Here is a 25,940-nt window from a genome sequence, read left to right on the forward strand (position 1 = left end):
CCTTATAATAAAATACCAATTACAGAGACAACTATTGCGAATAGGGCTATTGTTGTATTTATTCTAAAATTTAAAGTATTTTCGATATTTGCAATATTGCTTTCAAAATTAGATAAACTTTTTACAAATACTTGTCTGGCATTTGCAACTACAATACTTTGAGAGGCCAGCCGATCAACTGCATCATTTCCACCATGTGCTCTGGATACTGATTTTATCAACTTGAGCTGAGCCGTATATATTTTATCTGCATTTTCAAGTGATGTATAAAAATCTGTAAGGCTTAACTGAGCATCTGTAATGATTTTTTTTGGGAACATACTCAGCAGTCTTCTTTCAGATGTCGCAAGAGTTCGACTAGCCTCATTTACAGACTTTGCACCTTTCACATAGATAGATATTGCTTCGTTCAACTCATCCATGGAACATCTCCGTTTTATAATAGTTTAATAATGCGCATGCGCATTTATCCAATAAATCGGCGTGCGCGTTATTCTGGTCTTAGCCTTTTAGATAAATTAAGCTAACATCATGATTTATATAAAATAATAGATCATAATGAGCGTTCAGGCTTCGGCTTAAACAAGCATGATTGTTTTGTCTAATAACCGTGCATCAGGAGGAGAGAAATATGTGGCTTTCGTCATCCTAGACGCCATGTTTACACTCTAATCTATTTTCAAATAAGTACCAATTAGAACATGTTGATATTTGATTCAGCGCAGGGTCAAAGCCCTTTTCGTGAAAGCATTTCAGAATAGTTAGGGTTAATCAGGTCGAAAAGGTGTTCGACCCCTTAATCCAATGAGGTAACCATTGTTGGACTGAAGTCCAACCTACAAATCGTCTTCGACGCAACGAAGTTGCGCGACTTTATGGTGTTTCAGAGTCAGTTAAAAATACCTTGTCTCCTATCCTCAAAACCAATCTATGCCTTGATGGGGCTCTGCATTGACAGCATGATGTCTCCATGAGGAAACGAGGCGCTGCCCTTAAAAGCGAATTTTTGGTTACTTTTTGGGCGCTTGCAAAAAGTTACCCGCTCAGCAGAGCGGAATAAAGCTCATAAATACAAAGCAATTGAGAGACGACAAACAGAACAACCCCATCCTAACCTTCCCCTTAAAAAAGGGGAAGGGACTTAGTGATTAGTCGCGCCACACACGGCAATGCCCGTTCAGCACTCTCTACTCGACTAAAAAATGTTCAAAATTTGTTTAATAAATAAAAATTGTCGACAATACAACTTGATAAACACCAAAAATAAGATTAAAACTGCATATATTGTCAACAATAAATAGAACACGTAGCCATTATGAGTAACCTTGTTTCTGTCAAATTTGCCACCTTATCGGAAGACATCGCCCAGCAGTTAAGTCGTGCCATCGTTCAAGGTCATATTCCTCAAGGCAGCAAAATTTCTGAAGCGGAATTAGCCAAACAATACGGTGTATCAAGAGGGCCGCTTAGGGAGGCCATTGTTAAATTAGAAGGTCTTGGCTTGGTCACTCGCACGGCAAACGTGGGGGCACGGGTGATAGAGCTCAATATTGATGACATGTTAGAAACCTTTGCTATGCGAGAAGCATTAGAAGGCATGGCCGCTAGGCTGGCGTCGGAAAAAATGCCCGAAGAGGAAGTCACTCGATTATATCATCTGCTAGACGAGCACCAAGCCTATCTGGATGCGAACCACGATGAGCATTATGTGCAACAAGGAGGTAACGACGATTTTCATCTCCGCATCATTCACGCTAGCGGCAACACCAAGCTTATTCGTCTATTAACAGAAGAGCTGTATGCCGTTATCCGCATGTATCGACATCACACGGCGGATCAAAGACGCGACCCGCGCCAAGCGTTGCGTGAGCACAGGGCCATTTTAGACGCCATAGCCAATCACGAAGGCGACCTTGCTGAATTACTGATGCGTCGGCATATCAGCCGTGCCAGTCAATTGCTGAAACAAGCCATGGAGCAATGCCTCGTTAAGCCTTAACCCAAAAGATAAAGAGAAAGGGAGAAAAATAATGACAAAACACTCAGCAGGATTACGTTTTAGACAAGCAGTACAGGAGCACGCCCCTTTACAAGTGGTGGGCGCGGTGAACGCCTATTGTGCCATGATGGCAGAGCAAACAGGGCACCATGCCATTTACTTGTCCGGCGGCGGTGTCTCCAATGCCTCCTACGGTTTACCAGATCTGGGCATGACGGATTTACATGATGTTCTAGAGGATGTACGGCGCATTACTTCCGCTTCGGACTTGCCCTTATTAGTCGATATCGATACGGGCTTTGGTGGGGCTTTTAATATCACCAGAACCATACAGCAAATGGAAAGAGCCGGTGTTGCAGCGGTACACATTGAAGACCAAGTCCAGCAAAAACGCTGTGGTCATCGCCCGAATAAAGCCATCGTCAGCCAAGACGAAATGGTCGATCGCATAAAAGCTTGTGTCGATGCTCGTCATGATGAAAGTTTTGTCATTATGGCCCGCACGGATGCCCTCGCCGTAGAAGGTATGGAATCGGCCATTGAACGGGCAATTGCCTGTGTGGAAGCGGGTGCCGACATGATTTTCCCAGAAGCCATGATTACCTTGGAGCAATACAAAGAATTTGTCGAGGCCGTCAAAGTGCCTGTCTTGGCCAATATCACCGAATTTGGCGCCACTCCGCTGTTCAGTAAAGAAGAATTAGCCAGCGTTGGGGTAGGTTTGGTGCTCTACCCCTTGAGCGCATTTCGCGCCATGAATAAGGCTGCCCTTAACGTTTACCAACACCTACTGAACGATGGCCACCAACGTAACGTGGTCGACAGTATGCAAACACGTAACGAGCTTTACGACTTTCTCAACTATCATGAATACGAAGACAAATTAGACGAGCTTTTCTCTAAAAAATAAACTCTCTCTAAACAATAACAATTAAAGTAAGGAGTAGAAACATGGCTAAAGTTCTTTCCGGCGCAGGCCTACGCGGCCAAAGCGCAGGCCAAACCGCACTCTGTACCGTCGGTAAAGCCGCCGCAGGATTAACCTATCGTGGCTACGATATTGATGTATTAGCCGATAAAGCGAGCTTTGAAGAAGTCGCCTATCTTTTATTATACGGTGCACTGCCGAACCGTGCTCAGCTGCGAGACTATGAAGCAAAACTTATGGGCTTGCGAGCCTTACCTGAAACCCTCAAAAAAGCCTTAGAACTGATTCCCGCAGAAGCTCATCCAATGGATGTCATGCGCACGGGCTGTTCCTTTTTAGGCAATCTAGAGCCAGAGCAGGACACCGAAGAAACGCACCATACAGCGAATCGTTTGATCGCCGCCCTACCCGCCATCGTGTTGTATTGGTATCGCTTTATTCATGATGGTGTGCGCATTGATACCCTCAATGACCATGTTCCTTCCTTGGCGGGGCATTTCCTCACCATGTTGCACGACAAAGCCCCTAGCGCGCTTCATGCAAAGGTCATGAACACCTCGCTGATCTTGTACGCAGAGCACGAATTCAATGCCTCGACCTTCACGGCTCGGGTATGCGCTTCCACGTTGTCAGACATGTATTCTTGTGTCACAGGTGGTATTGGCAGCTTACGCGGCCCGCTTCACGGCGGCGCAAATGAAGCGGCAATGGACATGATCGAACCTTGGCAAACCCCAGACGAAGCCGAAGCTGCGCTACTGCAAAAACTGGCTAATAAAGAAAAAGTCATGGGCTTTGGTCATGCTATTTACAGCGATCGAGATCCACGTAATGACATTATTAAAAAATGGGCGAAAAAACTCAGTGAAGACGTCGGCGACGACCACTTATACGCGGTGTCTGAACGCTGCGAAGCGGTTATGTGGCGTGAGAAGAAGCTCTTTTGTAATGCGGATTTTTTCCACGCCAGCGCTTACCGCTTCATGGGCATTCCCACTAAGCTATTCACGCCGATTTTCGTTTGCGCCCGAGTGACAGGCTGGACCGCCCACGTCATGGAACAGCGCGCTAACAATCGCATTATTCGCCCCAGTGCCGATTACATTGGACCTGACCATGCGGATTGGGTGGATATTGACGACCGTCCTTAAGCGAAAAATAGACAAGAGAAATACTAAGTAAGGATCAAAAATGAGTGCCAACGTAGACCAAAACAACCGTCCGGATTACGACCAAGTCATCCAGGACATCGCCGATTATGTACTGAACTATAAAATAGAAAGCCAAGAAGCCCTGGATACCGCTCGTAACTGTTTAATGGATACCCTCGGCTGTGGTTTACTCGCCCTGCGCTTTCCTGAATGTACCAAGCATCTTGGCCCCATTGTGCAAGGCACAGTTGTCCCCAATGGTGCCCGCGTTCCCGGCACGTCTTTGTCCCTCGACCCAGTCAAAGCCGCGTGGGACATAGGCTGCATCATTCGTTGGTTGGATTACAACGACACTTGGCTAGCCGCCGAGTGGGGACATCCTTCCGATAACTTAGGGGGCATTTTGGCGGTGGCGGATCACCTTTCCCAAGTACGTTTGTCAAAAGGCGAACAGCCGCTGACCATGCGAGATGTCTTAGAAGGCATGATCATGGCCCATGAGATTCAAGGCGTCATCGCCCTCGAAAACTCATTCAACCGTGTGGGCTTGTGTCACGTTTTATTGGTACGGGTTGCCTCGGTTGCCGTAGTAACCAAAATGATGGGAGGCGACAGGGAGCAAATCATGGCAGCGATTTCCCAAGCATGGGTGGACGGTTCCGCCCTGCGTACCTATCGCCATGCGCCTAACGCAGGCTCTCGTAAATCGTGGGCGGCGGGGGATGCCACTTCACGAGCCGTTCGCTTAGCCGATATGTCCATGCGAGGCGAAATGGGCATTCCCGGTGTATTAACGGCGCCACAGTGGGGGTTTTATGATGTGTCTTTCTCGAAAACCAACAAAGACCAAACCATCAAACCAGAAGCGCAACGTCAGTTTGCTTTTTCACAAGACTACGGCACTTACGTGATGGAAAATGTCTTGTTTAAAATCTCTTTCCCGGCGGAGTTCCATGCCCAAACGGCAGCGGAAGCCGCTGTGATACTGCACCCCCAAGTGAAAGACCGCTTGGCAGACATTGATAAAATCGTCATTCGCACCCATGAATCGGCCATTCGTATTATTTCTAAATCCGGCCCGTTGGCAAACGCTGCCGACCGCGATCACTGCTTGCAGTACATGGCCGCCGTTCCATTAGCCTTTGGTCATTTAATTGCCGAACACTATGAAGATGACTTCCATGACGCCAACCCCATCATCGATGAACTGCGTGATAAAATGGAAATCGTCGAAGACAAACGCTTCTCTGCCGAATACCTAGAAGCCGACAAACGCTCCATTGCCAACGCCATTCAAGTGTTCTTTAAAGACGGAAGCAGCACAGAAGAAGTGGTAGTGGAATACCCTGTTGGGCACCGTCGTCGTCGCGAAGAAGGAATTCCGCTTTTGGAGAAGAAATTCAAAAACAACTTGGCAACGCGCTTTCCGAACCGCCAATGCCAAACCATCTTTACTCTGTGTAAAGATCAAGCCACGCTAGAAAGCACGCCAGTTAACCGCTTTATGGATTTATTTGTCATCGCTTAACAGTCCAAGACATTGATTTCCATACATTCAACGAGGGCGCTTAAATCATTAAGCGCCCTCATTATTTACTCCCGACTGAAACCGCCAATTAAACAGCCAGTAGACAGAAAAGACTCAAACAAACTCGGACGCAGCATCCGCTAGTGCTTCCCATAAATAGTGCGAGCTAGCCAAGTCAGACAGTAAGAGAAAAAATTCCCCATGGCTGTCGCTGTCTTGTTTCGTCACTATCCCATTGGTACGAGCAACTGACGTTTGAGCAACACTCCCCAATGGGAAGGCATCGCTTCTTAAATCAACGCCGCACACTTTGGAAAACATGGCTGCCGTTTGCTCGCCTTTAAACAAGAAGCAAGCATGGCTATGTTGACAAAATAAGCGATACACATCCTCTAACCCTTTCGCGTCAAACTCCAGCGTTTCAATCAATTCATGATAGGTATTGTCAAGATCCACTAACCAAAACTCGGATTTACTTAGCCGTAATACGACCAAACCATGCTCAAAGAGAAGGGATTGATTTGGCTTACTGGGAATCGGCAGTCCGTGCGACATCAGAAAACTTTCTGCCCCCATTCCCCGAAAACCCACTCTCGAATACAGGGTACAATCCTGACGTTGGATACTAGAGGTAAGTGACTCAGTATTAGTTACATCCAGCAGACTTTTGCGCGAGTTGGGTACCGCACTTAAGTTAAAAAATTCCATTACAACACCTCCTGACGCGCATTATTTGCATCATAAAAGGGTAATTTCACGACTTCTGCCATCACGATTTCCCCCTTATCCACTCGAATTGGAAATCTTGAACCGACCTCCTGCTGATCAACCCCGACAAAGGCCATGCCAATGTTTGCGCCAATCGTACTGGAATACTCTGAAGAGGTAACATTGCCCGTAATGGCGCAATCTGCTTGACTGGCATTGGCCAAGACGAGATGACCCTCTTTAGGTCGTGTTGCTTGGGCATCTAATTTAAAACCAACCAATTTTCGCGTCTGTTGTCGCGCCATAACAATATCAACCGATCGACTGCCAACAAAGAAAGGCTTCTTGCGGTTAATCGCCCAATGCAAAGAAAGCTCACCGGGGTGAGACATGCCATCGGTATCTTGGCTTACAATGATATGGCCTTTTTCTAGGCGCAATAATCGCTGAGTTTCAACACCAAATGGCTTCATATCAAACTCTTGACCGACCTCCATTAAGCGATCCCAGATACCTTCGCCAAACAAGCTAGGCATATGTATTTCATACCCTAATTCGCCGACGAATCCGACCCTTAATAAACGCACGGGCACACCGTCTATGGTGCCTTCTTTGTAAGCTAGATAGGGAAAGGCTTCATTGGAGAAATCCACATCAAAACACACCTTACTCAACACTTTTCTCGCTAGAGGACCTGCGACATTAACGGCAGAAAAAGCCGATGTGACATTGGCTATATCGACGCTTAAACGCCATTGGGCGTTCCATTTGGTCATTTCACGATACACGGCATCGACACCACTGGTGGTTGCCGTAATGTAAAAATGGTCTTCAGCAAGGCGACAAGCAACCCCATCATCCACCACAACGCCCTGCTCATTCGTTAAAACAGCATAGCGTGTTTTGCCAATGGGCTGTTTCAAGAAGCCAAACGTATAAATACGGTTCACAAACTCTGCGGCATCTGGGCCTCGAACTTCTAGGCCACCCAAGGTACTGACATCAATCATACCAACCCTATTACGAACCATTTGTGCTTCCTGCTGAATCAACTGATCGCGATTCTCTGGATGACCGTAATAGGCTGGGCGACGCCAAATACCCGCCGGAATCATATGAGCCCCCAGTTCGAGATGACGTCTATGCATTGGCGTATGTTTATGAGGACTGAATATACGACCGGCAATGTTGGCTAATTTTTCGGGAACAAAAGGTGGTCTAGCGGTTGTCACGCCAGTTTCGGTCACGCTTCGGTTCGTTGCCTCGGCGACCAATCGAGCGGTCGGTAATGCAGAATGACGACCTTGAGATGGCCCCATCCCAACAGTGGAAAATCTTTTGACTAATTGAATATCCCGATAACCTAGACGAGTCGCATTGACGATGTCTTTAGCTTGTAGGTCTTCATCAAAATCGACAAAATCTTTGCCCTTCGGGTGTTTGAAGATAGGCCAAGGAAAGTTCGTCTGCTTAACACAAGACACCGCTTCTGGCTCGCTACTTGGGATACCCAATGATGTCAAACTTTTGTATGCGGCTAACTGGCCATCGCGGATGACGGCGTCTAATTCATGAACACCATTTGCAGACCCTGCCACATAGAGGTTTGTCGGCAAGTTAGTCAATGAAAAACGCGCACTGTCATCGTTATAACTCAGCTTCGCGCCAGCCTGACAAAGCAATTGGTAAACGGGCATATAGCCTGCGGACATACATAACATGTCACAAGGAATCGTTACGCCACCAGCAGACACCTGCCCTGTTCCGGTGATGTCATGGACTTGAACGGCAGATAAATGCGTCTTATCCGAGCTTGGCAAAGCTTCATACACGGTGGCATTTAAGCGCACATTGATACCTTGTTGCGCCACTGCTTTTTGCAAGCTGTCATCCGCTCCATTGGTACGCATATCCACAATAAGAGGGACTTGCACACCATTTCTAACTAACGCCAGTGCACACAAATAACCATCATCATTGCCGGTTAAAACGACGGCTTTGTTTGCAGGTTTAATCGCATAATGGGACATAAGGCGCATGGCAGCACTCGACATCACCACTCCTGGCACATCGTTATTACGAAAGACAACATGTTGTTCAAACGCCCCTGACGCGACGATGCATTGCTTGGCTCGCGCTTTATACATGCGATTGCCCTGAATAATGGGCAAATAGTTATCGGTAAACCAGCCATTACAAGTCGCGTTATTCAATACCGTGATATTGGAGTGATTTAAAACCTGCTCTGTAAGCTGAGTTCTTAACTCGTTGGCCCGTAAACCTTCAACATCAAAACGATGATAGGTCAAAGCCCCCCCTAAAATAGGGTTTTCATCAACCAATAACACCGTTGCGCCAGCATCAGCGGCTTTTAATGCCGCAGCAAGACCCGCTGGGCCGGCACCGATCACTGCAATATCATGAAACAGATAGGCTTTATCATGATAGACAGGCTTAAAGGTAAGATCAGCAAAGCCTAAACCTGCTTTTTTGCGTATAAAGGGTTCCCATTTATCCCATACCCCCTTAGGTTTATAAAATGCACGGTAATAAAACCCGACTGGCATAAACCGTCCTGCATAGGACAATCTTGCATCCTTATCTTTTTCCAGAGAGCCGTTATAATTTTGCCCAACCACATCCAAATCAGCACAAATAAGCTGCTTATCGGCTAAGACATTCGGCTCGCTTTTGAGCTGCACTAACGTATTCGCATCTTGACCCGCCATGGTTAATGGACCGCGTGGTCGATGGTATTTAAATGAGCGCGACATTAGCCACTGATCATTCGCGATCAAGGCACTGGCAATCGTATCACCTTCAAACCCTTGATAAGACCGCCCCTCGAACATGAAATTGATCACCTTGTCTCGCTTGATGTATAAACCTAAAGGGGCAGGTAGTCGATTCATGCTCATACTGGCTTCTCCTCAACGCTTGCAGGGGCGCTTTCAAACTCTACGCGTTTATTAAACAGCTCAGATGGATCATAGGTTTTAAGAATTTCATCACTGGCCGTATGACGCTCTGCAATAAACCAATAGCCAGAAGGTGAATGAAACCACCACTCGGTTACCACACGAACGGTATTTTCAGAATAAAACACATACTCAGCCCACTCTTTATCCGAACAGGTTAAAGCATTGGGCATGGTTTTCACTTCGCCACCATAAACAAATTCACTGATATTTCTTGGCCCATTTAACGGGCAGTTCATAATTTTCATAATGCCTCCTATTCTAGGAAATCACTTAGTGACTGGCCGCTGTGGCACCCATTTCATTCACTTGACGAAACACATCGAAACGATCCATAGAAAATGGCGCAATTAACTCTGGCACTTTGCCGCCACTAGCCACGAGCTCGGCCATTGATTTCCCGCAAATAGGGGTTGATTTGAATCCCCATGTCCCCCACCCGGCATCAAGGTAATAATTCTCAACGGGGCTTAAACCCATGATTGGACTGTAATCTGAGGTCATGTCTGTAATACCCGCCCATTGACGCATCAATTTCAAATTTGCCATAAACGGAAACATTTCCACCGCGCTTGCCATTAAGCTTTCTTTTAAATCAAGCGTCGAGCGTGTGTTATAAAGTGGATAAGGGTCAGATCCGCCGCCAAATACGATTTCACCTCGGCCTGTTTGCTGCACATAACAATGCAGTGCGGACGAACTCACCAATGGATCAAGGAAAGGTTTAACTGGCTGAGTCACCATGGCTTGCAGCGGATAAGTGGTAATCGGCATTTTAATGCCCGCCATGGCCGCAACAATGGAGCTATGACCCGCTACGGCTTGAACAATACAACCGCAAGTAACCGTCCCTCGGTTGGTTTTTACGCCTTTCGCCTTACCATTTTCGACAATAACATCCGTGACTTCCGTCAATTGATGAAGCTCGACGCCACGTTGCGTGGCTCCTTTGGCGTACCCCCAAGCCACAGCATCGTGCCGTGCTGTAGCCCCATCGATATGCCACAAGCCAGCTAGAATAGGCATGTCAGCCGGGTTCATATTTAAGGTTGGCACCAGTTCTTTAATTTGCTGAGGGTCAATAAGCTCAGTATTACCACCAAAGTGGGTATTCACTTCTGTACGCTGTCGAAATGAGCGAACCGTCGAATCCGTGTGGGCTAAAGTTAATTGGCCGCGAGAGGAATACATGATGTTAAAGTCGAACTCATTTGACAGCCCCTGAAACATATCAACGGACTCTTTATAAAACTTAACCCCTTCGGAGGTTAGGTAATTAGAACGAATAACCGCCGTATTTCGCGCTGTATTGCCTCCTCCAAGATACCCTTTTTCTAAAATGGCAATATTAGTAATGCCATGGTACTTGGCAAGATAGTAAGCCGTTGCGACACCGTGCCCACCCCCACCAATAATAACCACATCGTAATGCTGCTTGAGTTCAGTCGGTAATGGTAAGTCAGCATCATTTTCAAATGGATAGTCGTTTTTTAAACCGTATTTCAGTAATGAAAAAGGCATTTAGCAGCTCCTTAGAAAATCTAAATGGGTATTCGACTTAACACCTAGTTGAGTTGGTGTTGGGCAGCGGTTAACGTGTTCTGCATAAGGCAAGCAATGGTCATTGGACCAACGCCACCAGGAACAGGTGTTATTGCGGACACTTTTGAAAACACGTCGTGATAGTCGACATCCCCCACTAATTTTCTTTTACCATTCAATGAGATTTGATTGATACCAACATCGATGACAACGGCATTAGGCTTTAGCCAGTCTTCTTTAACCATCAGAGGTTGACCCACAGCCGCCACCACAATGTCTGCAGCACGGCAGATTTCTTCAATATGTTGCGTCCGAGAATGAACAATCGTCACGGTACAATGGGATTGCAAAAGCAAATTGGCAATCGGCTTCCCGACTATATTGGAACGACCAATCACCACAGCGTGCTTACCCGATAAATCATCAATATGTCGTTTCAGCATGATCATGCAACCCAGTGGTGTACATGGCACAAGGACTTGCTGACCAGTTACTAGCTTGCCAACATTCTCAGGGTGAAAACCATCAACGTCTTTTTCCGGTGAAATGGCTTCGATTACTCGGCTTTCAGACAAGTGTGCTGGTAAAGGAAGTTGCACCAAGATGCCATGGACAGAGTCATCTCGATTCAACTGATCAATTAATTCATCCAACTGTTGTTGAGTTGTTTCTGCTGGCAAATAATGTGCGATGGATTGCAGCCCAGCCTGCTCTGTACGTTTGATTTTATTGCGCACATACACAGCGCTTGCCGGATCGTCGCCCACTAAAACAACGGCTAATCCAGGCGTTACCTTATGTTTTAGTTTAAAAGCAGAGACTTCTTGCGCCACGTGTTGGACGATTTCATCTGCAAGCGCTTTGCCATCAATCATAACTGTCATGGTGCTCTCCACTGGTCTACTTAAAGACAACCGTTTTATTACCGTACATAAACACACGGTGCTCAAGATGCATCCTAACCGCCGTCGCCAATGCCACGGTTTCTGTATCGCGACCCACAGCAACTAACCGTTCGGGTGAATAAGTGTGATCTACAGGCTGGACGGACTGCGCTATGATTGGCCCTTCATCCAGATCCGATGTGACGTAATGTGCCGTCGCACCAATGAGCTTAACGCCCCGCTGATGAGCCTGATGATATGGCTTAGCCCCTTTAAACCCTGGCAAAAAGGAATGATGGATATTGATGGCTCGGCCATGTAGCTTTTTACAAAGCGCGTCCGATAAGATCTGCATATAGCGAGCTAGAACCACTAGATCCGTTTTGGTTTCTGTGATGATGTCCAGCAAAGCGGCTTCTTGTTCCGTTTTATTCTCTTTATTAACGGGTAAATGAACGAAACGAATGCCTTCTCGCTCCACCATCGGTCTTAGATCTTTATGATTTGACACCACGGCAGTGATGGTCATTGGCAATTCACCTTTGCGGTGACGGTAGAGCAGGTCATCCAGACAATGGTCAAACTTACTGACCATAAGCAGCGCTTTTACGGGCTGCTCTTTATCTAAAATTTCCCAGTCCATATTGAAGCGGGCAACCTGTTCGTCAAAGCCATTTCGAATTGACTCAATAGACTGAACATGGCCTTCTATTCGACACTCGGCGCGCATAAAAAAGCGACAACTCTCTTCGTCATCAAATTGATGCATTTCAGAGATATAGCAATCATGCTCGGCAAGATAAGAAGACACCGTCGCGACAATGCCACTGCTCGCATCACAAGAAGCCTTTAAAATAAAATCTTTAGACATACCGCCAAAACCTCAAATATGAAAATTTTCTTTATATATGAATAAAAAAGCTTGATTTTTTCACTTTAAAAATCAGTTGTTTTCAAATATATTAAATTTAAATATTTTTGAAAGTAAAAAGCCTAAAAACTTTAAAAAAACCAAAAACTAATACTTATACAAAAAAATTAATCATATATGGAATAAAATATGACAAAAAACACTGACTACCACGTTCCCGCGTTATCGAGAGGGCTACAAATAATTGAGATGTTTGACAAAGAAAAAAGGGTATTAAACACGCAAGATTTTGCTGACAATTTGGGAGTGAGTGCCTCCTCCACCTATCGCATTGTTCAAACTTTATTGGATATGGGGTATCTGAAGAAAGTCACTAGAAATGCTTACGAGCTAGGCCCCCAAATAGTGTCTCGCGGCTTTGCCTTTTTAGCGGGCAAAGACTTAGTTGATATCGCCGCCCCTCATCTAAATGAGCTAAGAGACAGAACGTCTATCTCCTGTCATCTAGGCATACGCGACGGATTAGAAACGGTCTACATATACCGATCTCAAGCCTCTCAACGCTTATCCGTTAACATTCCTCTCGGTTCACGCTTGCCTTGCCATACTAACGCTATGGGGAGAGTGCTCTTACAGCAACTCAGTGATATTGAACTCAATGCCATGTATCAAACCCAACAATTAGACACCTACCCTGGCCCCTACCCTCAATCATTTCCTGAGTTAAAAGCGCTTTTGAAAAAAGAATGGCAACAAGGCTACTCAAGTAATCGCTCTGACAACGCCACCGCCATTGCCGTACCAATCACGAATTATTTAGGCAAGATAGTCGCCGCCATTAATATATCGGGGGCAGACCAAGTCATGAATAACCAAGAACAATTTGAAGCCGCAAAAGAGGAGTTACTCAATACGGCAAAAGCGATTTCACAGTTAACCCCCTAAAAAAGGACATCACTAACACATTCAAGATAAGATCTTAGACGCATTCTTTTCAGTCTATTTCTCGGTATGAAGCAATCACTTCATTTGAAAAAGGCGATGTCTGAGTTTGCTTAAAGACACAGATAGCAAATATTTACCGCATTACAAAGGGATTCCCCATAGGTTCACTTGAGGTGCTGATCCAAGTGGTGCGGACTCTTATGTAATCTTGAATCGCCTGAATGCCCGCTTCACGCCCATAACCGGATTGATTAACACCACCAAAAGGGGCTATAGGAGACACCGCTCGATAGGTATTAACCCAGCATATGCCAGACTGAATTTGCTGAGAAACACGCATAGCACGAGCTAAATTTTCAGTAAAGACACCGGATCCAAGACCAAACTCAGAGTCATTCGCTAATGCAATGGCCTCTTCTTCCGTGTCAAAGCATGCTATGGATAAAACCGGGCCAAACAGCTCAACATGCAAGGTTTCAATATCGTTCGTCGGACACTCAACAATCGTTGGAGCAAAGTAATATGCAGACCCTAAGTCTGTTAAGCGTGTTCCTCCTGTTAGAATTTTGCCGCCTTGCTTTTTGGCTTTTTCTAACACTCGCTCAATGCCATCAATTTGCGCTAATGTACATAAGGGGCCGATATGACTTGTCGCATCCAATGGATTCCCCACCACAATAGCCGCGGTTTTTTCTAACAATCGAGCTAAAATTTTGGGGTAAATAGCTCGCTGCACATAGACTCGCGACCCCGCAACACAGGACTGACCCGAAGCGCCAAAATTACCTGCGATAATGCCGTTCGCCGCACTTTCAATATTGGCATCATCAAAAACTAAAATTGGTGATTTCCCTCCCAACTCAAGTGAAGTCACGGCGAAGTTATTAGCAGTATTTCTGACCACATGTTTTGCCGTCTCAGGACCACCAGTAAAGGCGAGACGATCAATGTCTGGATGAGAGGTCAGTGGAATCGCGCAACCTTCAGCATCACCCGTAATAACAGAGACAACACCACTTGGAAATCCAGCTTTCTCGATCAATTTGGCAAACTCTAAAATGGCAATTGGCGCCATTTCAGAAGCCTTGATCACCACGGTACAACCCGCCGCTAAAGCGGGAGCAAGCTTGGTGGCGGTTAAAAACATTTGCGCATTCCAAGGCACAACGGCCGCCACGACACCAATCGGTTCAGGCTTGGTAAACACATGCATATCAGGTTTATCGATAGGTAAGGTGTGACCTTCTATTTTGTCCGCTAAACCTGCGTAATAACGATAATAACTGGCTACGTACTTCGCCTGGCTTTTGGTTTCCGCTGCCAATTTACCGCTATCCGTCGTTTCTATTTCACCTAACACTTCCGAATGCTGCTCTAACAAATCGGCCAATTTATGCAGTAAAGCCCCCCGCTGTGTTGGATTTAATCCCCCCCACTCCTTCTTAGCAAGAGTTTGACGAGCGGCTTTAACGGCGCGATCAACATCTTCCACTTCTGCCATAGCAAAGGTTGCCCAGGGTTCACCAGTCGCTGGATTGGTTGTTGTCATAGAGCGAGCCTTTGCACCATCGACCCAGTCACCATCAATGAGCAACTTATAATGCGGTAACTTGTTATTAGACATCATGGGGTAACTCCTTAATTAAAAGCGGGCATGACTTCATCAATAAAGCGGCGTAGAGACGTTTCTTTCTCTTCACGACTCATACCAGAATCAGACCAATAGGCAAACTCATCATAACCAAGCGCTTCATAGTGCTTAAGGCGTTCAATGATCTGTTTTGATGTGCCTATCATAAGATCGTTTTTAATCGCTTCTTTTTTGTAGAACGGATGATTATCAATTTCTTCTTGAGTAAGAGGTTGGATTAAACCTTGACTGATTGGGCGTTCATTCTTAAACCAGGCACCAAAATAACAATAAAATTCATGTAACTTACTCGCCGCTTTGTCTGCCTCTATATCATCCTTTGCGACAAAAGCATGCTGCAAAATCATGATTTTAGTACGGCGGTCAAACTTAGCGCAGGCTTCATTGTACTTTTTAATGAGCCCTTCGACTTCTTCTAAACCTTGCCATAAAGGCGTAACTTGCACATTACAATCGTGACTAATGGCAAACTCATGACTATTAATATCCCGTGCGGCAATCCAGATTGGCGGACCATCTTCTGTTAGAGGTTTAGGTGATGACGTCGTTTTAGGAAAATTATAATGTTTGCTTTCTTGAGTATGATCTCCCTTCCATAGACCTTTAATAGCGGGCACCATTTCTCTTAAGCACTCACCAGCACTCCAAGCATCCATTCCGCCAGGAACCATACGCTCATATTCAAAAGCATAAGCGCCACGGGCAATGCCCAACTCCAGACGCCCCTTGGTGATGATGTCTGTCATCGCCGCTTCGCCAGCCAACTTTATGGGATGCCAGTATGGGGCAACAACCGTCCCCGTCCCCAAGCGTACATGCTGAGTTTGATGGGAGAGATCAATTAAATTCAAAAAGGGATTAGGTGCGATGGTAAAGTCCATACCATGATGCTCTCCTGTCCAAACCGTTGTCATCCCCCCTTCGTCAGCCATTTTACAAAGTGACATAAACTCATCGTAAAGGTCTTTTTGACGTTGCTGTTCATCTACTCTTTCCATATGGGCAAAAAGTGAAAATTTCATCGCACATCTCCTTCCAATTCATTACCGACATATAAACGGAAAACACCATTACTCTTTTCATGAACAAATCGAGTGACCATAGACGTTATATCTGAAGAGGCAAACACCACACCAGACAGCTCATCTATTGCAACGTACTCATAGCCTTCGATTTCTTTCTCTGTCGCACTCTCTGCACGATAAAACGCGACAAAGTTTCCAGCGGTAGACCTTTCATAAACAGAAAACACCTGCCCAACTTCCGCTTCTATACCTAAAGAAACAAGCATATTCTTTAGAGTTTGTAGAGAAGAGATATCTGTCTGCATTTTTCCTTGTGGTAAGCTGAAACCTTTGTCAGTTTTTTTCAACAACAGCTTGCCATTACATTCCACTAAAGCGCCAACTTGCGCATATTGTTCGTAAGCGATTTCTTCCGCTTTATGCTCCATGCCTAAACTAAAATAACCACCTTTAGCGTAACCGAGTCCAAACTTTTCATTGCTTGAAAAGTACTCAACTTTTCCCATCAACAATAAATGATCGCCCGCCTCAACTTTTTGGAAAGAGGAGCACGAAAAATGTGCTACCGCCCCCGCAATAAGAGGCGTCCCAAACTCGTCCGCGTGCCATTCCACCTCAGCAAAACGGTCGCCTTTGGAGCCCGCAAATGTATTTGATGCATGCTGCTGATCCTCGGCAAGAACACTAACGGCAAAATGATCACAAGATTCAAAGATCTCATAACTCGACAAACGCATCGCTGGGCAAACCAGTAATAAAGGTGGCTCCATTGATACCGATGTAAACGAGTTCGCCGTAAAACCAACTTTTTCTCCTGTTTTACTCACTGCGGTAACAACGGTGACGCCAGTCATAAAGGAACCAAACGCATTGCGTAGTTCGCGTACGTCAAAATCACTCATAAGACATCTCCTCTGATTGACTAAAGCAGCGAGAGGCAAAATCAATCATGATAGGGTTTATTTCATTTGAATGGGTCAATGGTGCCATATGTTTAGCATTTTCAATGATATATGACTGACCTTGTGGGCAGATGGTTGCCATACTCTCAGACATCGAAGGCTGAGAGTTGGGATCATTACGACTCGTAATGAATATGGCAGGCACTCCAAGGGCCTTTAGATCACTTTCGGCTGGGCCATCATTTAAACAAAAAACTTCATAGGCTTGTCGATAACCATCTAACGGTGCTTGGCTTAACCACTGACAACACAAGTCCGCGTAAAGAGCATCATCACCTTGTACTGGATAATCAAACCAACGAGTTACTGGGGCTGTCACATTTTGGGGGTTAATGTCATTTTTAATTTGCTGAACTCTTGCCAAAACAGCTTTTTTAGCCTCTACAGACCGGCGATAAACAGAGTTGAGCGCTATCACTCCAGAGCAAAGCTCTGAATAGCGAATAGCAAAGTTAAGCGCGATCATCGAGCCCATCGAATGACCAGCCATCACAACAGATGACTTCAACTCTGTTTTTATCCAGCGAGCAATCACATCTGTGTATTTGGAAATATCAGTACATTCTTTCATCAGACGACTCTCGCCATGACCAGGCATATCAACAGCATAGACGGTATAATTTTTAGACAAGGCTTCGAATTGATTACCCCAAGCTTCTAATCTAAGCCCTACCCCATGAACTAGCACAAGAGAAGGCCCTTGCCCTAGTTTCACATAGGAAAGCCCCGTCGAAGATTTAAACCGCTGCAGGGTTGTCAATATCATGCCCTAGCTCCTTCAATTCCTGATAACGATCGCCAATACGGTGATGTGGTCGACCGCCCGTTGCGCCACCTAATACCACCACGACTTCATCAGCGTTTGGAGCATCATTAATATTGAATTGCAGTGTCAAATAGTGGGAGCGTCTACCGCCATCGTTCTTGTCCATCATAGGAACACAGATAGAAGCATTGGCAGTGCCGCGAGTATTGGTGAAAGATAGGAAGGATTTCGCTTCTACGGCTTCTCTATAGAAATTGCCAAAATGTAAGGTATGAATCAGAGCAGAGGCATGCTCTATCTCTCCGTTCAAGCCAACAAGCGCGGCTTTACCGAAGGCTTCTATCTTGTCAGCGCCGCCTGCTAACGCGCAGATTCTATCGGTTAATAGCTTTCCGAGCTGCGGCCCGTATTCCAACACAATAGGCTTTAAATCTTCAACATACCTTCCTGCCCATGGGTTTTTCACAACAGCGGCAACAGCAAACATCCGTAGAGGCTTATCCGTTTCTTTATAGCCTTCGATCAATGTTTCTTCTTCAAAACTAACGATTTTGCGAATCTCTATAGTCATGTTGGCACCTAATATGGAAAATTATTTGTAATATGGTATACCATATTACATAATATTAAACATACAATCTTACGAGGTGCAACAATAAATATGCTATGATCTCGAAGTAATTGATCGATACTTTATTAGAGGAAAACCGGATGCAAAAAGTTGAGCGCCCAAAAACACTAAAAGAAAGTGCTCTTGAATCCTTAAGAAATGCCATAACAAGCAACCTATTAAAACCAGGAGACAGGCTAGTAGAAAGAACCCTGTGCGAAAGCATGGGAGTGAGTCGAACGGTTGTTAGAGAATGCATTCGACACTTAGAAAGCGAAAGACTTGTTGTAGGGATACCAAATTCTGGTTTTATTGTCGCTTCCATCAGTGATGCAGAAGTCAAAGAAATTTACGATATTCGCACCTTACTTGAATGCTCTGCGGTAAGAGAGTGCAGTCAAAAAGCGACACCAGAAGTCATTCAACAACTCTATGAACTACATGATGAAATAGCCACTCACCTGCTTAATGATGATGTCAGTACAGCCTTGAAAATAACAAAAGACTACTATGAGATCATTTTTAAAACGGCCGAAAAACACGTCTCTTGGGATCTAGTTGAGCAGCTCAACTCCCGTATTTCTCGGTTAAGGGCCCTAACCTTGAGTTCAACAGGACGAAAAACATCAGGACCAAAAGATTTATACGGCATCATCAAGGCAATGGAAGAGAAAGATTCTGAGAAGGCGGTAGAAATTTGTGCTCGCCACTTAAAAGAAGCTTATGAAATCGCCATGCAAACTGACTAAGGAATCAAACAATGAATAAAGAATTATTTGAATTAGGAATCAGCAAACGTAAAGAAACCCTAGGCGCTGAATACGTTGAGAAGAACTTAGCGAAAGCCGATGAGTTTAATCGCCCTTTTCAAGAGGCGATGACGGAATGGTGTTGGGGATTTGGATGGGGAGATGAGACCATAAACGCCAAAACCCGCTCGATGATGAACCTTACTATGATTGCCGCGTTAGGAAAAATGGAAGAATGGGAGTTACACCTTAAAGGCGCCCTAAACAATGGTGTAACCGTAGAAGAAGTACGCGCGGTTATTCATGCCATTGCCATCTATTGTGGCGTTCCACAAGGCGTGGAATGCTTTCGAATAGCACGTGTTGTTTTAACCGATAAGGGCTTACTAAAGTCCTAAACCAACCATGAGGAGCTGTTACTATGAAAGGCTACTGGGTCGCATTTGTTAACGTTAATGATAAAGTGGCGTATCAAGATTATTTGGATCTTGCTCCTGCTGCACTCAAAAAATATGGAGCGAAACTTCTTTCTAGAGGTGAAGGCGTGACCGCTATAGAGGGGTTTGAATCGCCACCGGATAGAGCCGTCGTATTTGAGTTTGATAGCTACGAGAGTGCCTTAAACTGCTATCACTCAGAGGAATATCAAGCAGCCAGAAAGCACAGAGTTAACTGTGCCCAGGCCAATATTTTAATTATGCATGGTCTAAGTTAATCCCATTCTGTATGTAACAGGACGTTTCTATACGTCCTCGCATCAATAAAAGAAAACTCTCCACCGCCACCAAAGAACTCTTCCCAGCGATCAATTACCGCTGGACACAAGCAAAATTCCCCCTCTGGATCTACCCGTTAATGACGGCGGCAGCATGGCTAACGAAATATCTCAACCTTCCTCCATTCGCTCACGCTACTGCATTTGTTACTTCTGTCAAAAAAGACTGCACTCATAAAAAAACGTAAACATATGCTTGCATATAATATGGTATACCATATTATGGGCTTCTAAGGTTGTTTTTTGCTCAACTCTCACTATGGAGGCAAAAAAGACCTTAGCAGCAAACACTCACGTACATAAAAAAGCAAAAGGAACAGACGATGAGAAAACTACTAAAAGGCGCACTTATCGCCTCCATCTGCAGTGTCGGCGCTATGCAATGCTATGCTCAAGACAGCATAACGTTTGTAAGTTGGGGGGGATCCACTCAAGATGCTCAAAAGCAGGCATGGGCAATACCTTTCAGCAACAAAACCGGTATTAAAGTGATTCAAGATGGCCCTACGAATTACGGTAAACTAAAAGCCATGGTAGAAAGTGGCAATGTACAATGGGACGTAGTCGATGTTGAGGCCGACTTTGCTTATCGTGCAGCAGCGGAAGGACTTCTTGAACCTCTTGATTTCTCTGTGATCAATAAATCCAAAATTGATCCTCGCTTTGTCTCTAAATACGGCATAGGCTCTTTCTACTTTTCTTTTGTGTTAGCGTACAACAAAAGCAAAATTCATGGTGCCCAACCCACAAATTGGAATGCACTGTTTGATACGAAAGACTATCCAGGAAAACGCGCCCTTTATAAGTGGCCAAGTCCAGGAGTCTTAGAGCTTGCCTTACTGGCTGATGGTGTCAAACCTAAAGACCTTTACCCTCTTGATCTAGACCGAGCATTTAAAAAACTCGACACAATAAAAAAAGATATTGTGTGGTGGGGCAGTGGTGCCCAATCTCAACAACTTCTTGCCTCAGGTGAAGTGTCACTTGGTCAGTTCTGGAATGGACGTATATTTGCCCTCCAATCAGACGGTATGCCAGTTGGAATCAGTTGGAATCAAAATTTAGTCATGGCAGATTTTCTTGTTATTCCAAAAGGCGCTAAGAACAAAAATGCAGCGATGAAGTTTCTTGCCTACTCCTCTAGCCCTCAAGGACAAGCAGACTTTGCCTCATTGACAGCCTACGCCCCGATCAATGAAGACAGCCCAGCATTGATGGAAAAAGGCCTAACAACCTATCTGCCTACCCATTACTCGAAAGAGCAAGTCTCACTCAATTACAAGTATTGGGCGAAACATGGAGAAGAAATTGCAAAACGCTGGAATGCTTGGTTACTAAAATAATATCTTCGGTTATTTCATTTTTACCATTGGTTTGGGTGGTGTATTCACACCATCCAAACAAAATTGAGGTGCCTCAACCATGTTTATGGCTTTTTCAATAAAAAAATGGCGTGTTGGTATGCTTTTACTGCCTATATTAGTTTTTTTGTGCAGTTTTTTTATTATTCCACTGGTCGGTTTATTACTTCATAGTATTACGGACCCAAAATTTGGCATGCAAAACTTTGCTCAGCTCTTAGCAACCACAACTTATGCTAAAGTTTTATACAATACCTTTCTCGTCTCGATCCTTGTAACAAGCATTTCTCTTTTATTAGGCTTCCCTTTAGCTTGGTGTATTACCTTAGTGCCAAAAGGATGGGGAAGAATTTTATTAAATATAATATTGCTATCCATGTGGACAAGTTTATTAGCTCGAACCTACTCTTGGCTCGTGTTACTTCAATCCTCAGGAGTTATTAATAAGATACTCATGGCACTAGGGATTATCGATCAGCCAATTGAAATGGTACATAATATGACAGGGGTCATCATTGGTATGAGTTATATAATGATTCCATTTATTGTCTTACCGTTACAAGCCTGTATGTCTGCTATTGATCCTATGGTATTGCAGGCGGCATCTATTTGCGGTGCATCCGCAAAAACCATTTTCTTTCGGGTGTTTTTACCCCTGTGCAAACCAGGACTATTCTCAGGTGGATTGATGGTATTTGTCATGTCGTTAGGTTATTACATCACACCAGCGCTCCTAGGCGGTGTGAATGATATGATGCTACCCGAGTTCATTATTGAGCAAGTACAAAACTTCTTGAATTGGGGAATGGCAAGTGCATCAGCGGTTGTGTTAGTCATTATTACTATGGCGATGTTTTATGTCTACTTAAAAGTACAAACCGACTCCCCCGTTTCTTCCAATACAGGCGCTTAATTATGTTACTTTCTCATAACTCTTTGGGTTGGAAATTAAAATATTCGCTTTATGTTACCAGTGGTGCAATTGCAGCCTTCTTGGTACTGCCCATAATTTTTATCGTTTTTTTATCGTTTGGGTCATCTCAATGGCTAATATTTCCACCACCAGCTTGGACTTTAAAGTGGTATATTCAATTTTTTAATAACCCAGAATGGATAGACGCAGCCATCACCAGTCTTGAAGTGGCTTGTCTGACCTCTATCATTGCCACTTTGATTGCTATGCCTGCGTCGTTTGCTTTAGTTAGAGGACGGTTTAAGGGAAGAGATTATTTATATAGTTTTTTCACTCTACCAATGATGATTCCAGTCGTCATTATTGCCGTTGCATTGTATAGCGTATTTTTAACGTTAGGATTGACTGGAACAATGTTCGCCTTTGTGGTCAGCCACATTATCGTAGCACTTCCTTTTGCCATCATTTCCATTATTAACTCATTAAGGTTATTCGATAAATCCATTGAAGACGCTGCAGTAATATGCGGAGCAAGCCGTTTACAAGCGATATTTAAAGTGACTTTCCCTTTAATTAAACCTGGGATTGTATCAGGCGCATTGTTTGCCTTTTTGGCATCCTGGGATGAAGTCGTTATCAGTGTCATGATGGCCAGCCCCGACCTACAAACGCTTCCCGTCAAGATGTGGTCAACCCTTCGACAGGACCTGACCCCGGTGATAGCCGTCGCATCGACCGCGCTTATTATACTTTCGTTGTTCATTATGATTATTGCCAGCTTTGTTCGTAAACAAAGTAATCGACACTAGGAGACATATTATGGGCTTACAGACAAACACGATGACTCAATCCCCTTTAGTTTGTTTACGAGAATTGAATAAAGAATACGGTAACTTTACGGCGGTAGACCACATCAATCTAGACATTAGAAAAGGCGAATTTTTAACCTTTTTAGGCTCCAGCGGCTCGGGTAAAAGCACAACACTGTCCATGATTGCCGGTTTTGAAACACCGACATCAGGCGAAATATTATTGAATGACACGTCTCTTATTAATATTCCCTCCCATAAGCGAGGTATTGGCATGGTCTTTCAACACTACTCTTTATTTCCACATATGAGTGTGAGAGACAACATTGGCTTTCCTCTTGATATTCGTAAGGTCGAAAAAGGAGAGCGCGATAAAAAAGTAGACGAAATATTAAATTTAGTGCAACTGGGAGCATTTGCAGATCGCCGCCCATCAATGTTATCTGGGGGGCAAAAACAACGTGTTGCCATTGCTAGAGCCTTGGTTTACGAGCCTGAAATACTATTAATGGATGAACCCTTAGGAGCATTGGATAAAAAACTAAGAGAGGATTTGCAGGATGAGCTTCGCTTATTACATAAAAGGCTTGGCATAACCATAGTATACGTCACCCATGACCAAGATGAAGCAATGCGTTTGTCTGAGCGAATAGCCATTTTCAAAGAAGGTGGAATCGTTGGCTTAGGAACGGGGAAAGATTTATATCGCAAACCACCCAATGCTTTTGTTGCTTCGTTTTTAGGAAATTCAAATTTCTTAAAAGTAAATGTGACAGGACCAACTTCTGCACAACTCGATAAACATCACATTATATTGGATGATTTACATGAGATGCCAATAAACCAGCAAGCACTATTAATGATACGACCAGAAAACCTACAGGTACTCACTCATCAACAAGCTGAAAACGAGGTGTTATTAGACGGGTTTAATCAAATATCAGGTACTGTCAATGAATCGGTTTTTCTTGGTGAAAGTCTAACCTGTAGCATCACAACGCCATCGGGTCATCAGCTAATCAGTAAGAATATCGCAACGGAGCAGCCAGATTTAGAACCGGGATCAACGGTTTTCATTCGGTGGAATAGCAAACATAGTTCTCTGTATTCAAAATGGGAGCAAAGTGATATTAATAAGAATGCCTCCCAATAATCCTACAAAGGATAAATAGCCACTTTAGGGGAATGGGATATCCATTCCCCTTTTTATACTAAACGTCTTTCAATCAATACATTACTGATGCGTTATAAAGGCTGGGGAATTAAAAGGAATTTGAAGGGAATAGATAATAAAAGGCCCCTTTCGGAGCCTTTAGGTCACGCTATCGGGGGGCGCGACATATAGTAGCGTAAAACACTACTTATTGGCTTCTACACCAAACTCTGGGTAAGCATGCATACCACACTCATGCATATCCATTCCCTCTAATTCTTCCTCTTCACTAGCACGAAGTCCCATTATTTTCTTAATAATCCACAAGGAAATAATGGTCATCACAAACATCCAAATAAAGGTACAAATCATGCCAGTGAATTGACCGATAAAAGTCGCATCCTCATTAGATATCAAAACAGCAAAGATACCCCAAATACCAGCTGAACCATGAACAGAAATCGCACCCACTGGATCATCAATTTTCAATTTATCCATTGCTAAAACAGACAGCACAACAACAATACCGCCAACGGCACCAATCAATGATGACATAGCCGCTGAAGGTGCAAGTGGTTCAGCGGTAATAGCCACTAGACCCGCTAACGCACCATTAATTGTCATGGTTAAATCCGTCTTACCAAACAAGAAGCGCGCAAAAAGAGCCGCTACTATCATTCCTGTTGCCGCTGCCGCATTGGTATTAACAAAAATTTTGGCAACCGCGTTAGCCTCTTCAACATTGGATATTTTGAGTTCCGAGCCACCATTGAAACCAAACCATCCCATCCAAAGAATAAACATACCTAATGTCGCAAGTGGCAAGTTCGCACCTGGAATAGCACGAATTTCTCCGTTCTTCCCATAACGACCTTTACGCGGACCGACCATAATCACAGCAGCCAGTGCGGCAGAGGCACCCGCCATATGAACAACAACCGATCCAGCAAAATCCTGAAAGCCCAATTGATCTAAAAAGCCACCGCCCCATTTCCAATACCCTTCTACAGGATAAATAACGGCAACCATTACCACAGCAAAAACCAGAAAAGGCCATAAGCGCATCCTTTCTGCAACAGCACCAGAAACAATTGACATGGTTGCAGCGGCAAAAACAGCTTGAAAAATAAAGTCAGCCATAGATGAATAATACGGAGCGCCATCAGCTCCTCCTATAACAGCATCAACACTATGATCGCTCCCCAAGAAAAAGTTAATGCCAGGAATGTAGGCACTAATAGGCTCCGCTGGATACATGATGTTGTAGCCAACACATAGATAAACAAAGCACGCAATACCATAAAGTAGTGCGTTTTTGTTTAATATCTCTACTGTATTTTTACCACGAACAAGCCCTGCTTCTAACATCGCAAAACCAGCGCCCATCCACATGACTAGCGCAGCACACATCAGAAAATAAAATGTATCTAGCGCATAGCTAACTTCCATCACCATATTGCCCATAGATATAAGCTCCAAGTTGAGAAACAAAAAATTCACTAATAAGAAAAGAAATTTCTTAATAAGATAACTTCAAGATCTAGGCCAACATTATTTAAGATACTGAAAAGTAAGAAGTAATTTATTAATATTTGATATACGGAATGAAAGTTTATATAAGCAAAAGAACAA

Annotated in this window: 25 protein-coding genes; 12 read left to right on the forward strand and 13 right to left on the reverse strand. The window is 44.3% G+C overall.

The window, feature by feature from the left end:
* Positions 1 to 2: 2 nt before the first annotated feature.
* The gene (locus tag JHD45_RS13370) at positions 3 to 422 is read right to left on the reverse strand and encodes a hypothetical protein (protein ID WP_199477020.1); all 420 of its coding nucleotides are present in this window, start codon (positions 420 to 422) and stop codon (positions 3 to 5) included.
* An 893-nt stretch (positions 423 to 1,315) separates the two neighbouring features.
* On the opposite strand from JHD45_RS13370, the gene JHD45_RS13375 reads away from it, so the two are divergent.
* The 4 genes from JHD45_RS13375 to prpD are packed head-to-tail and all read left to right on the forward strand — an operon-like array spanning position 1,316 to position 5,606.
* The gene (locus JHD45_RS13375) at positions 1,316 to 1,999 is read left to right on the forward strand and encodes a GntR family transcriptional regulator (protein WP_067341291.1); all 684 of its coding nucleotides are present in this window, start codon (positions 1,316 to 1,318) and stop codon (positions 1,997 to 1,999) included.
* A 31-nt stretch (positions 2,000 to 2,030) separates the two neighbouring features.
* Entirely contained in the window at positions 2,031 to 2,909 is an 879-nt protein-coding gene (gene prpB, locus JHD45_RS13380) for a methylisocitrate lyase (RefSeq protein ID WP_067341295.1), read from the forward strand.
* A gap of 41 nt (positions 2,910 to 2,950) precedes the next feature.
* The gene (prpC, locus tag JHD45_RS13385) at positions 2,951 to 4,078 is read left to right on the forward strand and encodes a bifunctional 2-methylcitrate synthase/citrate synthase (protein WP_199477021.1); all 1,128 of its coding nucleotides are present in this window, start codon (positions 2,951 to 2,953) and stop codon (positions 4,076 to 4,078) included.
* A 40-nt stretch (positions 4,079 to 4,118) separates the two neighbouring features.
* Positions 4,119 to 5,606 (forward strand): 2-methylcitrate dehydratase, encoded by a 1,488-nt coding sequence (gene prpD / locus JHD45_RS13390; RefSeq protein WP_199477022.1) that lies wholly within the window; start codon positions 4,119 to 4,121, stop codon positions 5,604 to 5,606.
* Positions 5,607 to 5,720: 114 nt separating this feature from the next.
* Here the strand turns inward: prpD and JHD45_RS13395 are convergent, their stop codons facing one another.
* From JHD45_RS13395 to purU, 6 genes are read right to left on the reverse strand one after another with little or no spacing between them, the layout of a single operon-like run.
* Positions 5,721 to 6,314 (reverse strand): sarcosine oxidase subunit gamma, encoded by a 594-nt coding sequence (locus JHD45_RS13395; protein WP_199477023.1) that lies wholly within the window; start codon positions 6,312 to 6,314, stop codon positions 5,721 to 5,723.
* On the reverse strand, positions 6,314 to 9,232 hold the full coding sequence (locus tag JHD45_RS13400; protein ID WP_199477024.1) for a 2Fe-2S iron-sulfur cluster-binding protein: 2,919 nt from the start codon (positions 9,230 to 9,232) through the stop codon (positions 6,314 to 6,316). Before JHD45_RS13400 ends, JHD45_RS13395 begins: the two co-directional genes overlap by 1 nt.
* Positions 9,229 to 9,540 (reverse strand): sarcosine oxidase subunit delta, encoded by a 312-nt coding sequence (locus tag JHD45_RS13405; RefSeq protein WP_199477025.1) that lies wholly within the window; start codon positions 9,538 to 9,540, stop codon positions 9,229 to 9,231. Before JHD45_RS13405 ends, JHD45_RS13400 begins: the two co-directional genes overlap by 4 nt.
* A gap of 25 nt (positions 9,541 to 9,565) precedes the next feature.
* On the reverse strand, positions 9,566 to 10,813 hold the full coding sequence (locus tag JHD45_RS13410; protein WP_199477026.1) for an FAD-dependent oxidoreductase: 1,248 nt from the start codon (positions 10,811 to 10,813) through the stop codon (positions 9,566 to 9,568).
* Positions 10,814 to 10,857: 44 nt separating this feature from the next.
* Positions 10,858 to 11,718 (reverse strand): bifunctional methylenetetrahydrofolate dehydrogenase/methenyltetrahydrofolate cyclohydrolase FolD, encoded by an 861-nt coding sequence (gene folD / locus JHD45_RS13415; RefSeq protein ID WP_199477027.1) that lies wholly within the window; start codon positions 11,716 to 11,718, stop codon positions 10,858 to 10,860.
* A 16-nt stretch (positions 11,719 to 11,734) separates the two neighbouring features.
* Positions 11,735 to 12,589, reverse strand: a complete 855-nt coding sequence (gene purU / locus JHD45_RS13420; RefSeq protein WP_199477028.1) for a formyltetrahydrofolate deformylase — start codon at positions 12,587 to 12,589, stop codon at positions 11,735 to 11,737.
* 189 nt (positions 12,590 to 12,778) lie between these two features.
* Here purU and JHD45_RS13425 point away from each other — a divergent pair, with 189 nt between their 5' ends.
* Entirely contained in the window at positions 12,779 to 13,534 is a 756-nt protein-coding gene (locus JHD45_RS13425; RefSeq protein WP_199477029.1) for an IclR family transcriptional regulator, read from the forward strand.
* Between the two features lie 133 nt (positions 13,535 to 13,667).
* Here the strand turns inward: JHD45_RS13425 and JHD45_RS13430 are convergent, their stop codons facing one another.
* Genes JHD45_RS13430 through JHD45_RS13450 form a run of 5 tightly spaced genes read right to left on the reverse strand, consistent with a single transcriptional unit; the run spans position 13,668 to position 18,509 of the window.
* Positions 13,668 to 15,161, reverse strand: coding sequence for an aldehyde dehydrogenase (locus JHD45_RS13430; protein WP_233407835.1), 1,494 nt, complete (start codon positions 15,159 to 15,161; stop codon positions 13,668 to 13,670).
* Positions 15,162 to 15,172: 11 nt separating this feature from the next.
* Positions 15,173 to 16,207: an LLM class flavin-dependent oxidoreductase gene (locus tag JHD45_RS13435; RefSeq protein WP_199477030.1), complete on the reverse strand. Its 1,035-nt coding sequence runs from the start codon at positions 16,205 to 16,207 to the stop codon at positions 15,173 to 15,175.
* Positions 16,204 to 17,112 carry a flavin reductase family protein gene (locus JHD45_RS13440; RefSeq protein WP_199477031.1) on the reverse strand — a complete coding sequence of 303 codons (909 nt, stop codon included), beginning with the start codon at positions 17,110 to 17,112 and terminating at the stop codon, positions 16,204 to 16,206. Before JHD45_RS13440 ends, JHD45_RS13435 begins: the two co-directional genes overlap by 4 nt.
* Positions 17,105 to 17,938: an alpha/beta fold hydrolase gene (locus tag JHD45_RS13445; protein ID WP_199477032.1), complete on the reverse strand. Its 834-nt coding sequence runs from the start codon at positions 17,936 to 17,938 to the stop codon at positions 17,105 to 17,107. Before JHD45_RS13445 ends, JHD45_RS13440 begins: the two co-directional genes overlap by 8 nt.
* Positions 17,910 to 18,509 carry an amino acid synthesis family protein gene (locus JHD45_RS13450; RefSeq protein ID WP_199477033.1) on the reverse strand — a complete coding sequence of 200 codons (600 nt, stop codon included), beginning with the start codon at positions 18,507 to 18,509 and terminating at the stop codon, positions 17,910 to 17,912. Before JHD45_RS13450 ends, JHD45_RS13445 begins: the two co-directional genes overlap by 29 nt.
* A gap of 140 nt (positions 18,510 to 18,649) precedes the next feature.
* Here JHD45_RS13450 and JHD45_RS13455 point away from each other — a divergent pair, with 140 nt between their 5' ends.
* The 7 genes from JHD45_RS13455 (at position 18,650) to JHD45_RS13485 (ending at position 24,308) form a co-directional block, all read left to right on the forward strand.
* Positions 18,650 to 19,297, forward strand: a complete 648-nt coding sequence (locus JHD45_RS13455) for a GntR family transcriptional regulator (RefSeq protein ID WP_199477034.1) — start codon at positions 18,650 to 18,652, stop codon at positions 19,295 to 19,297.
* A gap of 11 nt (positions 19,298 to 19,308) precedes the next feature.
* Positions 19,309 to 19,695: a carboxymuconolactone decarboxylase family protein gene (locus tag JHD45_RS13460; protein ID WP_199477035.1), complete on the forward strand. Its 387-nt coding sequence runs from the start codon at positions 19,309 to 19,311 to the stop codon at positions 19,693 to 19,695.
* Positions 19,696 to 19,718: 23 nt separating this feature from the next.
* Positions 19,719 to 20,012 carry a DUF1330 domain-containing protein gene (locus tag JHD45_RS13465; RefSeq protein ID WP_199477036.1) on the forward strand — a complete coding sequence of 98 codons (294 nt, stop codon included), beginning with the start codon at positions 19,719 to 19,721 and terminating at the stop codon, positions 20,010 to 20,012.
* Positions 20,013 to 20,395: 383 nt separating this feature from the next.
* The gene (locus tag JHD45_RS13470; RefSeq protein WP_199477037.1) at positions 20,396 to 21,415 is read left to right on the forward strand and encodes an ABC transporter substrate-binding protein; all 1,020 of its coding nucleotides are present in this window, start codon (positions 20,396 to 20,398) and stop codon (positions 21,413 to 21,415) included.
* Positions 21,416 to 21,500: 85 nt separating this feature from the next.
* Complete coding sequence (locus JHD45_RS13475; protein ID WP_233407836.1) at positions 21,501 to 22,346, forward strand: ABC transporter permease; 846 nt, start codon at positions 21,501 to 21,503, stop codon at positions 22,344 to 22,346.
* A 2-nt stretch (positions 22,347 to 22,348) separates the two neighbouring features.
* On the forward strand, positions 22,349 to 23,155 hold the full coding sequence (locus tag JHD45_RS13480; protein WP_199477039.1) for an ABC transporter permease: 807 nt from the start codon (positions 22,349 to 22,351) through the stop codon (positions 23,153 to 23,155).
* Positions 23,156 to 23,165: 10 nt separating this feature from the next.
* Positions 23,166 to 24,308, forward strand: coding sequence for an ABC transporter ATP-binding protein (locus JHD45_RS13485; RefSeq protein ID WP_199477040.1), 1,143 nt, complete (start codon positions 23,166 to 23,168; stop codon positions 24,306 to 24,308).
* Between the two features lie 204 nt (positions 24,309 to 24,512).
* On the opposite strand, the gene JHD45_RS13490 is transcribed toward JHD45_RS13485, so the two are convergent.
* The gene (locus tag JHD45_RS13490) at positions 24,513 to 25,772 is read right to left on the reverse strand and encodes an ammonium transporter (protein ID WP_199477041.1); all 1,260 of its coding nucleotides are present in this window, start codon (positions 25,770 to 25,772) and stop codon (positions 24,513 to 24,515) included.
* Between the last annotated feature and the right edge of the window lie 168 nt (positions 25,773 to 25,940).

Source organism: Marinomonas spartinae, from assembly GCF_016461715.1.
GTDB lineage: Bacteria > Pseudomonadota > Gammaproteobacteria > Pseudomonadales > Marinomonadaceae > Marinomonas > Marinomonas spartinae_A.